This window comes from Bacillus sp. JZ39, assembly GCF_053903145.1.
Genome location: NZ_CP096389.1, coordinates 827,701 through 839,737 on the forward strand (window position 1 = coordinate 827,701; position 12,037 = coordinate 839,737).

At 46.0% G+C, this 12,037-nt stretch carries 10 protein-coding genes; 6 read left to right on the forward strand and 4 right to left on the reverse strand.

Translation table 11 applies throughout. The annotated features are described in order from the left end of the window. Window positions 1-10: 10 nt before the first annotated feature. Entirely contained in the window at window positions 11-4,399 is a 4,389-nt protein-coding gene (locus M1D65_RS04225) for a multifunctional 2',3'-cyclic-nucleotide 2'-phosphodiesterase/3'-nucleotidase/5'-nucleotidase (protein WP_456270790.1), read from the reverse strand. Window positions 4,400-4,641: 242 nt separating this feature from the next. On the opposite strand from M1D65_RS04225, the gene yfkM reads away from it, so the two are divergent. Then, a complete protein-coding gene (gene yfkM, locus M1D65_RS04230; RefSeq protein WP_456270791.1) occupies window positions 4,642-5,160 on the forward strand; it encodes a general stress protein 18 in 519 nt (172 codons plus the stop codon). Window positions 5,161-5,199: 39 nt separating this feature from the next. On the opposite strand, the gene M1D65_RS04235 is transcribed toward yfkM, so the two are convergent. Further along, window positions 5,200-6,390, reverse strand: coding sequence for an MFS transporter (locus M1D65_RS04235; RefSeq protein ID WP_103803346.1), 1,191 nt, complete (start codon window positions 6,388-6,390; stop codon window positions 5,200-5,202). A gap of 92 nt (window positions 6,391-6,482) precedes the next feature. Continuing rightward, complete coding sequence (locus tag M1D65_RS04240) at window positions 6,483-6,698, reverse strand: DUF1128 domain-containing protein (protein WP_003243712.1); 216 nt, start codon at window positions 6,696-6,698, stop codon at window positions 6,483-6,485. Window positions 6,699-6,900: 202 nt separating this feature from the next. On the opposite strand from M1D65_RS04240, the gene yfkJ reads away from it, so the two are divergent. From yfkJ to M1D65_RS04255, 3 genes are read left to right on the forward strand one after another with little or no spacing between them, the layout of a single operon-like run. Then, complete coding sequence (gene yfkJ, locus M1D65_RS04245) at window positions 6,901-7,371, forward strand: protein-tyrosine-phosphatase (RefSeq protein ID WP_019712686.1); 471 nt, start codon at window positions 6,901-6,903, stop codon at window positions 7,369-7,371. 17 nt (window positions 7,372-7,388) lie between these two features. Next, the gene (locus M1D65_RS04250; RefSeq protein ID WP_003233665.1) at window positions 7,389-7,709 is read left to right on the forward strand and encodes a hypothetical protein; all 321 of its coding nucleotides are present in this window, start codon (window positions 7,389-7,391) and stop codon (window positions 7,707-7,709) included. Window positions 7,710-7,732: 23 nt separating this feature from the next. Further along, a complete protein-coding gene (locus tag M1D65_RS04255; RefSeq protein WP_160244134.1) occupies window positions 7,733-8,560 on the forward strand; it encodes a YihY family inner membrane protein in 828 nt (275 codons plus the stop codon). Between the two features lie 198 nt (window positions 8,561-8,758). Here M1D65_RS04255 and M1D65_RS04260 read toward each other — a convergent pair whose 3' ends face one another. Next, window positions 8,759-9,934 (reverse strand): MFS transporter, encoded by a 1,176-nt coding sequence (locus M1D65_RS04260; protein WP_003243008.1) that lies wholly within the window; start codon window positions 9,932-9,934, stop codon window positions 8,759-8,761. 167 nt (window positions 9,935-10,101) lie between these two features. Between M1D65_RS04260 and cax the strand changes: the two genes are divergently transcribed. After that, the gene (cax, locus tag M1D65_RS04265; protein ID WP_003242902.1) at window positions 10,102-11,157 is read left to right on the forward strand and encodes a calcium/proton exchanger; all 1,056 of its coding nucleotides are present in this window, start codon (window positions 10,102-10,104) and stop codon (window positions 11,155-11,157) included. Between the two features lie 70 nt (window positions 11,158-11,227). After that, window positions 11,228-12,022 (forward strand): YfkD famly protein, encoded by a 795-nt coding sequence (locus M1D65_RS04270; RefSeq protein ID WP_003233657.1) that lies wholly within the window; start codon window positions 11,228-11,230, stop codon window positions 12,020-12,022. The last annotated feature ends 15 nt before the right edge of the window (window positions 12,023-12,037 follow it).

Sequence of the window (12,037 nt, forward strand, 5' to 3'; positions counted from 1 at the left end):
CAGCTCTTTTTTATGCCTGATTCGCTCTATTCTGTTTTCTCCTCTGATGTAAGTACATTGCCGTTCCGAGTGCGCTGATCAGAAATCCGGCCAACAGGACCGAGTACATGGATGTGGCTGTGTCCGGAAGCAGGCCGCCAGCCGGACCGTCTGTTCCTGATCCGCCCGAACCGTTTCCTCCAGAGCCGTTAGTCGGTTGAGTGCCGGGAGGCGTATCATTTCCTCCGTTTCCGTCAGTTGGCTGTTTTCCGCCTGGTTTGTCGGAGCCGCCGCCATGATTGCCGTCATCACCGCCTGTCGGTTGATCTGACGGGAATGCAGGCGGTTTGTTGTTCTCTCCGGAATTTAAGATCGTGTATTCGCTGAAGTGGTTTGTATATCCTGTCACCATATCATCGTCGACTGATCCGTGATCTGTCTTTGTGAAAGCTTTCTTTTTCCTGTCGACGTGGTAAATGGCAGGGTTATGGGCTTCTTCAATATCAAACATGCGAAGCGAAAGCTGAACGGGCTCCTTGAATGATTTTATTTCTTTTCCTTTTTGCTTCACTGTAAAGTCATATACATCTGCCAGTGACACATCCAATTCTCCCGTCGACTTGATTCCGATTGCAGTGTCTGCTGATTTAAGGTTCGCCATTGGCATCTTCATGCTGTACCAGTAGTTGAACACCGTCAATGAAGGATCTGATTCTCTTTCTTTCAAAAGTTTGACCTGATCTTTTTTCATTTTAAGATTGATAGGCTTCTCTTGAGATCCTTCATGTGTTCCATAATAGACAAACGGCGTGTTGGCATTTTTAGCGTAAATCGCAAATTTGTCTTCATCAAGTGTCCAGCTGCCGTCCTCCTGCTTTGTCGGCAGGAATACTTCTTTGATCCGTCCTTCAAGCTTAGGAGAGACCTTGTTTTCTAGTTTTTTCAGCTGTTCGGTGAAAATCTCATAATCAACGTAGCCAAGGTCTTCACCATGGGAGGCTTCTGTAAAGACAGAGTATCCGTCTCCTCCGGCACCGACAAAATTATTTGTTGCCACGCGGTAGGTATCATCCGTATTTATAGCAACTTTGTCTCCGTTAGGCGATTCAATTTTCACTTCTAACACACGGTGTCCAGGTTTGTTGTTTAATGTAAAGGTATATTCGATTCCGGCCACCTGAGGGAAAGCGCCGCCGCCATTTTCCACATTGCTTAGGCCTTGTTCAAGGGCTTCTTTAATTTGTTTTCCGGTTAAATCGGCCACGTAAAGCGTATTGCCGAACGGCATCACGTTGAGCACATCGCCGAGTGTGATATCCCCTTTGTCAATGCCGGCTCTGATGCCGCCGCCATTTGTTATCGCTATTCTGGCGCCGGCTGCTTCTTTCGCTTTTGCCAGCATACCGTCCGCAATGAAGTTTCCGAGATTTGTTTCCTTCGTGCGCACATGCTCACGCTGGCCGTCAAGCGCCACATCCGTATAGCCGACTTTTTCATTTTTCACGTCTTCTAATTCACTTTTGAACTGATCAAGCTCTTGTTTTGCTTCTGCGTTTTCTTCTGTATGCTCATCAATTGGCAGCACGCTCAGATTTGATTTGTCTGTTTGCACAACGCCATTTTCATCAAACGCGACATCAACGCGCCCCAAGAATTGGCCGTATTCTTTTGCCTGCGCCACGATCGTCGGTTCTTCGCTGTTTACGACCTCCATTTTGTCAACGAGGGTGTGAGTGTGTCCGCCGATGATCAAGTCAATGCCTTTTACTTTTTTGGCTAGCTCAAGATCACGGTTATGACCGATATGGGTTAAAGCAATAATTTTATTTACCTGTTCTTCTTCCTGAATCGCTTTGACGGTGTTTTGTGCTGTTTCAAAGGCATCATTGAATACGATGCTTTTGCCCGGGCTTGATGTGGTGGCCGTATCTTCCGTTGTCAGGCCGAATACGGCGACTTTCTCCCCGTCAACGTCTAACAGAATGTAAGGATGGATGCCGGCCTCTTTCTTTTCACCTGCCGTAAAGGTTTGCGGCTTTTTGACAAATGATTTCAGTTTGGGCTCATTTGACACATCTACGTTTGCGCTGACAATCGGAAATTCCGGCGCTTCAAAGTGATAGCGGTTCGCCGGATCAACGGTTGCGCTGTTTCCGCTTAGAAAATCAGAAAGCACTGTCGGGCCTTTATCAAATTCATGATTTCCGAAGGTCATGGCGTCATAGCCCATCATGTTCATCATTTTCAGATCGGCCAAACCGTTCCATTTAGTAAAATACAGATCGCCGGAAAACACATCTCCCGCATCAAGGAGAATGTTGTGATTTGTTTCGCTGCGTACTTCGTTGATTTTCGTCATTCGTCTCGCTGCATCATCGAGATGTGCGTGCGTATCATTGGTGTGCATGACGGTCAGGTCCCACAGTCCGTCTTTAGGAGGATCTGGATTTGAATCATCATCGAATTGCAGCTTATACACACCATAGCCTTCATTCGCAGACTTGCCTACATAAGCGACGTCGTCTGCTTTATCGGCAAATGGCTTGGCCAAAAGCGAGGATTCAAACGTCAGATTCGTGCCGGAAACAGGCGCGATTGACCAGTTGTTGTCTGCCTTTGGATTGACTGTTTTTTGTTCAATAATGTAATCCATCAGCACCTGCCTATTTTCAACCGCAGAGCCGTGGACAATTTTATCGCTTGTCAGATGAGGGAACCCGCCGCCTCCGGACGCACGATAGTTATTGGTGACTACGAGAAATTCCTGGCTTGGGCTGATCGGCTTGCCTTCATAGGAAAGGTTGATGATCCGGGATGAATCCGCATTGATCACTTTTCCGTTCTCATTGTATTTAGCCGGTTTTGTCACATCGACCTGATATGTGACACCGTCAATCACGTCAAAATTATAGGAGCGGAAATTCTCGTTCAGCAAGGCCTGATCGCCGCCTTTGGCTGGATCAATTTGGTTGAATTGGCCTGCTGACATCTCCAGCCAGTCCTTCACTTCGCTGCCTGTCAGCTTGACGATTTGAACAGTATTATCGTAAAGGTACAAGTCACCGACATTTTTAATCGCAAGATCTCCGGCTGGAATGTTTGTATAGTAATTGGCTCCGTTTCTGCCGCCTGCTTTAAACGGCGCCCCCGCAGACAAAATTGGAAGGTCCTTGTACTCAGTATCCTTCATTTCTTTTTGGGCATACCATTTTTGCGCGTCAGTCACGATCTGAATGGAAGGATCATCTTTGACCTGTGCAAAGAAGCTGTTAATATCTGCTTCGGTTTTGCCGACTGGCTTTCGGACATACTCCAGTGTGTTTTGGTGTGTTTGCTGAATGGTGTTTGTAACGGTCTCGTTTCTTGATGTGATGTTGCCAGCAATAGATTCAATACTTCCTTTGGAATCTGCTACCTTCCATGAGCCGTCCGCCTTTTCAAGCTTGAGGTCAATCACGCCTAAATATTTGCCCCAGCTGCTTGGCATGACGACAGGAATGCCGTTTATTGTTCCCTTTTCCACATTGAACTGAGCAACACCCGCATACTCGGCGGAAGGAAAGAGTCCGTGCTGATGGCCCGAGATAATCGCGTCAATGCCTTTCGTTTTGGTGGCAAGGTCAAACACGGCGTTTTCTGCACCTGATGATTGTGACTGCTTTTCAATGCCGGTGTGGGCGAGGGCAATAATGACATCTGCGCCTTCCGCCTTCATTTTCGGGATCGTTTCATTGGCGGATTCTACGATATCCTGCACCTGAACCTGCCCCTCGAGATTCTTTTTGTCCCATGTCATGATTTGCGGCGGGACAAAGCCTATGTAACCGACTTTTACTTTCTGCTCATTACCGTTTTCATCAATGAGGTTTTTTTCATTAATCACATACGGCGTATAACGGTTTTTACCGCTAGTTGTTTTGACGTTGGCATTTACAATCGGGAAATCGGCTCCTTTGATTGTGCCGTCGAGAAAGTCGAGCCCGTAGTTGAATTCATGATTGCCAAGCGTTCCGGCGTCGTATTTCAGCGCATTCATGACGCTGATAATCGGATGGGTTTTCGTGCCGGAGATAATGTCGTCTTTTTGATATTTCACCGCGTATTCACCCAGCGGATTCCCTTGAATCAAGTCGCCGTTATCCACAAGCAGGGTGTTAGGGTTTTGCTCGCGGTGCTTTTGGATCAATTGCGCTGTTCTCGCCAGACCGAAATCCGCCGTTTCTTTGTCGCTGTAGTAATCGTAATCCATCATGTTGGCATGAATATCAGTCGTAGCCAAAATACTCAGATGCACCTGAGGATCCGCGCTTTCTTCTGCATGAATGGGTGGTGTTGGGAGGATTAGGCTAAGTATCATAATTGGGGGCAAAAGAATACGGAGAATGTTTTCGACGTGTGTTCGTCTTTTCTGTATTCTCACCAGTTCTCCACCTTTCAACGAAATTTGTGTTACAGCTCCTATTGTAAGAATATTTTGTAACTATTTGTAGGTGTTTCTTTATGATTATTGTAAAAGGGAGAAAAATGAGTATTATGTAGCAGTATCAAGCGACAAATACTGGGTATTTATGCTTATCGTTTGTCACAATCGCGGAATGTTTATTATAGTGTGGCTGGGGTAGAGTGTTTTATGTAGACATATAAAGCGGGAGGTTATGAATCATGGGGAAAAAAATTGCAGTGGTTTTAACAGATTATTTTGAGGACAGCGAGTACACTGAGCCTGCGAAAGCTTTTAAAGAAGCGGGACATGAACTGACTGTCATCGAAAATGAAAAAGGAAAAACAGTAAAAGGCAAGCAGGGAACAGCGGAAGTGACGGTTGACGCGTCCATTGACGACGTAAATCCTTCAGACTTTGATGCGCTTTTGATTCCTGGAGGATTTTCACCAGACCAGCTTCGCGCTGACGATCGTTTCGTCCAATTTACAAAAGCGTTTATGACTGACAAAAAACCGGTATTCGCCATTTGCCACGGCCCGCAGCTTTTAATCAATGCGAAAGCGCTCGACGGCCGAAAAGCGACGGGCTATACGTCCATTCGTGTTGACATGGAAAACGCCGGTGCCGACGTTGTGGACAAGGAAGTGGTTGTTTGCCAGGATCAATTGGTCACTAGCCGCACACCGGACGATATACCGGCATTTAACCGCGAGTCATTGGCATTGCTTGAGAAATAAGAAAAAACGGACGCTCTTGGGCGTCCGTTTTTTTGTTGCTTAGGCTTGAGCACCTGTCAGTTTCTTGTACCTGTAATACAAGAAAACAGCTGCAGCCGTTCCGATGACCGCAATGCCGAAGTCGAATATGAAAATATGAGCGATGCCCCCCGCTTTTGCGATAAGCCCTGTTGCAATCGGCAGCAGAATCGATGCAAGACTTGAAGCGGTCGCTACAATACCGGTAACGGTTCCTTTTCGCTTCCAGAAAAGCTCTGTCATTAACGTAATGGTAATTTGAAACACACCCGCAGTTGAAAAGCCTAAGAAAAAGGCAGTGATGTCCAGCACAACTGGGATGTGAACGGTCAGCATGACTGCGAGCGTACATAAAGTAATAATAGGATATAAGAGCGTTATGAAGACAGGTTTGACCCATCTGTTCAGCAAAACGGCTAATAATAAAACAGATGCCAGAGATCCTATACTATAATAGCTCAGCAATTGTACAGATGCTGATTCAGCTAAACCGGCTGCCTTTTGCGCGTAGCTCGGGAGCCAGATTTGAGAAACCGTAAATAAAGCCGTGGATGTAAAACCGATGATAATCAGTGCGGTGCCTTCCTTCTGAAAAACGGGTTCAGACAAGAAAACAGGAGATTCCTGTTGGCCGCTATTAGTTGGTTTCTTATGTTTTTTAGGAAACGAAAGCGTTGATAAATAAATAATATTCAGGAGATAGACCGCTGCCGGCAGATAAAAAGCAAATCCGTAAAACATGCTGTGGTCTGATAAAAATGTAATCAAAAGCGGCAAAAGTGCGGCCCCGACAGACATAAAGGCTTTGACCAAGACATTCGCCGAACCGGAAGCAGACGGAAAGAGCTCGGTTAGGGCCGGATATGTTCCGGCATCCATCGCTGAATTTGCGACTCCGGCTAATAAGGCGAACACAAACGCCAGCTCATAGCTCGGTGATAAAGGAATACCGACTAAAAAGACGGCCATAATTCCCGCAGAAGCGACAACAAGCGGCTTTCTGCCGATTTTATCTGATAGAACTCCGGAAATGCCGTATGTCAGCAGTTTGCCAAACCCGATAGCGGCAATGACATAACTGATGCCGGTCGGATCGGTATTCCACTGTTTTGTTAATGAAGACATATTGGATGCGAGAATGATGTTGACCATCCCCAGAAAGAAGTAGTTGATATACATTCCGGATGCTGTTTTGATAGATGTCGTTTGCATGCTTGTACTCCTTCAAATCTTATTCGAACACTTTGCTGTTTTGGTTTGGGGAAATGATAAAAAAGACTCGCCGAGTTTCCGGCCAGTCTCCATTATTTACGAAGCGAGGCTAATTCTTGAGCAATCGCCTGCATTTCACTTGGGCTGAATGATTCTTTTTTCATCACCATTCTGTGAAGGTACGTGAGGTCTTCAATCTTCTCATCACTGAAATCCTCCGCTTTGATTACGCCGACGTTCAGCATGTTCAGCTTTTGGGAAATCTCTTCAATCATTTGAGTTAATGTTTCTGTATTTGGGCTGGACAAAGGGTTCCATCCTTTCTATGCGCAATATAGGTATGTTTTATTCTAACAGAATTCCATCAGAAAAAAAACCTATTCTAAAAGCAGGCTGTTCATTCCAAAAAAGTGAAGACATCAGTTGAAAAGAAAATGAACATCCTACTAAGATAGTCATGAAGGTTTCTTTTTAGAGAAATAGGGGCAAAGAATAGGGAGGTTGGACAATATGATAAGCGTGTTATTTGTTTGTTTAGGAAACATTTGCCGGTCTCCGATGGCGGAAGCGATTTTTCGGGACCTTGCAGCCAAAAAAGGATTAGAGGAGAAAATCAAGGCGGACTCAGCGGGAATCGGCGGCTGGCACATCGGCAATCCGCCGCATGAGGGAACGCAGGAGATATTGCGCAGAGAAGGAATCAGCTTTGATGGCATGCTGGCGCGTCAAGTCAGCGAACAGGATCTGGCCGATTTTGATTACATCATTGCAATGGATGCAGAAAATATCGGAAGTCTCAGAAGCATGGCGGGATTTAAAAACACCTCACATATCAAAAGGCTTTTGGACTATGTTGAAGATTCAGATCTTGCCGACGTTCCCGATCCTTACTACACAGGGAATTTTGAAGAAGTCTGCCAATTAATCAAATCGGGCTGTGAGCATCTGCTTGCGTCTATTCAAAAAGAAAAACAATTGTGAGTGAAAGGAGAATTTGCATGAACAACGAACGTTTAATGCTGAAAGGGATATTTCTCGGAGCTGCGGCAGGCGCGGCGTTATCACTGCTCCATAAGCCGACAAGACAGGCGTGCGGCATGAGATGGCTGACATGCAAGCATAAACTTTCACTGTATAAAAGCAATCCGGAGCTGTTAAAAAACACTGTTATCACAAAAGTGGATGAGGCCAAAAAGCTCGCCCAAACGCTTTCAAAGGAAGTCGACTTTGTGAACCAGCAGGTGAAAGAGCTGAAGAAAACAACGCCGCAAGTGATGGAACTCGTGCAAGAAACGAAAGAGCATTTTTCAAAAAAATGATCAAACATGCGAGGTGAGACGACATGAGTTTTTTGAAAGAGCTTTTCAGCAGATATACCCTTCATGAAGGACAAAGTAAATCAGCGGAGCTGGCGTATTTTTTTCTATTGTCACTGTTTCCGTTTTTGATTTTTATGCTGACGCTCACCGCGTATCTTCCGCTTTCTACCGATGATGTTTTAGGAGTCATAGAACAATATGCTCCCGCCAGTGCGATGTCTCTCGTTGAATCCATTACCCATCAAACCTTAAATAATCGAAATGGCGGTTTGCTGTCATTCGGGATTATCGCCGCATTATGGTCTGCGTCTAATGGAATGAACGCGATCGTCCGGTCGCTGAACCACGCGTATGATGTGGAAGAAAACCGCTCTTTTATCATTGTTCGTCTAACCTCTATTTTTTTGACGATTGCCATGGTATTTACGATTTTAGTGGCTTTGCTTCTGCCGGTATTTGGCCGGGAGGTTGGAAGGCTCGCTTCTGACTTTGTCGGCGCGTCGGATCTGTTTTTATCCGTCTGGGCCGCCATTCGCTGGGGTGTCAGCCCGCTTGTGCTTTTGATTGTTTTTTCCGCGCTGTATGTGATTGCGCCGAACAAAAAGCTGTCTCTCCGGTTTGTCATGCCGGGTGCGGTCTTTGCGACCATCGGCTGGATCGTTGTCAGCACATTGTTTTCATTTTACGTCAGCACGTTTGCGAACTATAGCGCCACTTACGGGAGCATCGGGGGAATCATCGTTCTGATGATTTGGTTTTACTTGAGCGGCATTTTAATTATCCTAGGCGGAGAAATCAACGCTCTTTTACATAAACGTAAAAAGCTTCCTGATGAAAATCCCTACCATTAGCGCACCCTATAAACGAACTTCGGTTCAAAAAGAAGTCGGGGGGATATCGTGATGACCAAGCATACGAAAAAAGGCGGAAGCCATAACAAACAAAATTCGAAAAGCAAATCGAGCCATAAAACAAGCGGAAGCGCCAACGGACAAAACGGCTACCATTAGCATAAAAGCCTCCTGACATGATGTCGGGAGGCTTTTTGATTAAGAAGATGAAGAATAGGTTTCAGCCGGTGACCAGCTTTTCGGTTTGCCCAGCACAAGGGCCAGCCACACAGCGCTAAGCGTGAGCGTAATGAAGTAGAACAAGTTTGCGCTTTCAAATGTCTGCATATACCAGCCGCCGGCAACCGGACCGAGGATGCTGCCGAGACTGAATGTAATGCCGCAAAGCAGGTTTCCCGCCGGCAGGAGATGAGGCGGAAGAAGATCTGTCATATAGCTGATGCCAAGTGTAAAGGTTGATCCGACTGCCATTCCCGCAATAAAAAAGCAGCCGCCGATCACGTAAGGCGAAGGAAATACACCGGCGATGAAAAAGCAAAGAGCCCCAGTCAGTAAAATCACCAGCAGCACATTCCGCCTGCCGTATTTATCGCTGAGGATGCCGAGCGGAAACTGAAAAATAATGCTTCCAATCGCAAATGCGGGAAGGATGATCGCTACTGCGTCTACTGATATCCCCAAACGGAGCGCGTACACCGGAAAGCTTCCGTTCAGCGCCGTTTCCAAAAAGCCATAGCCAAATGTAGGCATAAAGGCAACCCACCCAAACAGCATGGCCTGATAAAATCGCCTGAAACTATTGTCTGATTTGGTTTCATGAGGACTGGTTTCCGGGTATGCATTTTGTAGAAAGAAAACAAAAAGCCACGCAAACAGACTGATGCAGCCGGACACGATAAAAGGAAGCGACGGACTCAGCTTGACAAGCGGCACCATGAACGGGCCTGCGGCAAAGCCAAGGCCAAAGGAAAGCCCGTAAATAGACAGGTTTCTTCCGCGATTTTGTTTTGATGACATGGAGGTCACCCACGTTTGCGTAGAAAAGTGAAGCATGTGGTCGCCGATTCCAATGAACAGGCGAAGCAGGAACCAGACCCAAACTGACTGAAGCCAAATAAATCCGAATAAGCTTAAAATGACAATGCTTCCGCCCATGACGATCAGCGGCTTGAACCCGAGCTTTCTGAGCGGCGCTTCCATAAACGGCGAAGCCAAAAGCACACCGATATACAGCCCGGTCGCGTGCAGGCCGTTGATAGCAGCGGATTCTCCATTTGTTTCAAAAATGATTGAAATGACAGGCAGCAGCATGCCTTGTGAAAACCCGGAAATGGATACGAGCAAGACAAGGATAAAGAAATGAAATCGTGACATCGTGTCAGTTCTCCTTATGTGGAATCTATGTTGATCGTACAATGTTTTCCAAAAGCAGGCAACCTGAAAAAAGCCTATATCAAGCTAAACATTTGCCCTCGTGTAATCATGAAGGTTTTTGTGAAGAATAAAAATAAAACAAGTCATAAAAAAGGAGCTATTTCACCATGAATCGTATCTTTTTTATTTTAGTGGCGGCCGGTGTTCCGCTTTCTGTGATTGGCAGTTTGATGCATTGGCCTTCCGCGGTTCTATTTGCCGTTTATTGCGTGACGATTATCGCGCTTGCAAGCTATATGGGGAGGGCGACAGAATCACTGTCCATCATTGCAGGACCGCGTATCGGCGGTTTGTTGAATGCAACCTTCGGGAATGCGGTGGAGCTGATTATTTCCCTTTTTGCATTAAAAGAAGGCCTGACAGGAATCGTGCTTGCCTCTTTAACCGGTTCAGTGCTGGGGAACCTGCTGCTGGTAGCGGGCCTATCGTTTTTTGTCGGCGGTTTAAAATATAAGCGGCAGGAATTTAATATCCATGATGCCCGCCATAACTCCGGGCTTCTGATTTTTGCCATCATTGTCGCCTTTGTGATTCCGGAGGTATTCTCTGTTGGTATGGGAAACGCCAGCAAGCTCAATTTAAGCATCGGCATCAGCATCATTATGATTCTGTTGTATGTGGCGGCGCTGTACTTTAAACTTGTCACGCATCGGGGCGTTTATCAGCCGAATAATGCCGCTCAGACTGAAGAAGAGGAAGAGCCGGAATGGTCAGGGAAGGTTGCGACGATTGTCTTGTTTGCGGCAACGATTGTGGTTGCATACATATCCGAAAACCTGGTACATACCTTTCACTCGGTTGCTGAACAGTTCGGGTGGAGCGAGCTGTTTATCGGGGTCATCATCGTGGCGATTGTAGGAAATGCGGCGGAGCACGCGTCAGCGATTATTATGGCCTTCAAAAATAAAATGGACATTGCGGTTGAAATTGCAGTCGGCTCTACGCTGCAGATCGCTATGTTTGTCGCACCGGTTCTCGTCATCTGTTCTATCTTTTTTCCGACAAGCATGCCGCTTGTTTTTACATTGCCTGAGCTCGTCGCGATGGTATCAGCGGTTCTCTTGATGATCGCGATTTCGAATGACGGGGATTCCAACTGGTTTGAAGGTGCGACACTGCTTGCTGCATATGTCATTATGGCGATCGGCTTTTTCCTTCTTTAACCTGAAAAAATAATGGATAACAACAAAGCGGGATGAAAAGACTAAGGGAAAATGCCATAGAAAGAGTGATATGATGAAAAAGCTATTTCATTCCACACTTATCGTGTTGTTATTCTTTAGTTTTTTCGGCGTTCAGCCCATCCACGCGAAAAAGCAGTTTAAGGTTCCTAATTCTGTCGCAAGCATTTCAAAGGAAAACACGTATCCGAATGCTTCACAGGATCAGCCAATGCTTCAGCCGAGCAAGCTGGCAAAGGAATTGCTCGATCATTCTGAGGTGAAGATTGAAAATCCGCATCTCATCAAAATGCTGAATGAATCCAACATATCCGGCACACCGCTTGCAGTAGGGTACCGGGCGACAATATTTCTCGGGAAATGGGCGCTAGGCTATGAATCAAATGAAACAGTCGCAAACTGGGAATATAAAAAAATCAATACAAACCGTGCGGATAACCGCGGCGGGAAAGAAACGGCTGAAATGCATTATGCCCAGGAACAGCAGTACAGAGTGAAGGGCGGCCTGACAGCTAAAGTTCCAAATGCTGAAGATGTCAAAAGCATGATGATGCAAAAAGCAATGAAGAAAACGAACCTTCCGCTTGCATTTGAGACGGTCATTGGGGCTGGCACAAAACGGGATCAGATTTATAAAGTCGCTCCTAAAAAAATCGGTTATTTACATGCATATGCACCGGCTGTGAATGAAAAAGGAAAAGTGACTTACGGAGAAGTGTACTTAGTGCTGAAAGGAAATAAACGAAAACTCGTCGTGAAAAATGTCACGTCACAGGGCATCGGCGCGTGGATTCCGGTTCAAGATCATGTCACATTTGGCTTTCAGCTTTCCTCACTGCCAAGATAAATAAAAAACTGATTC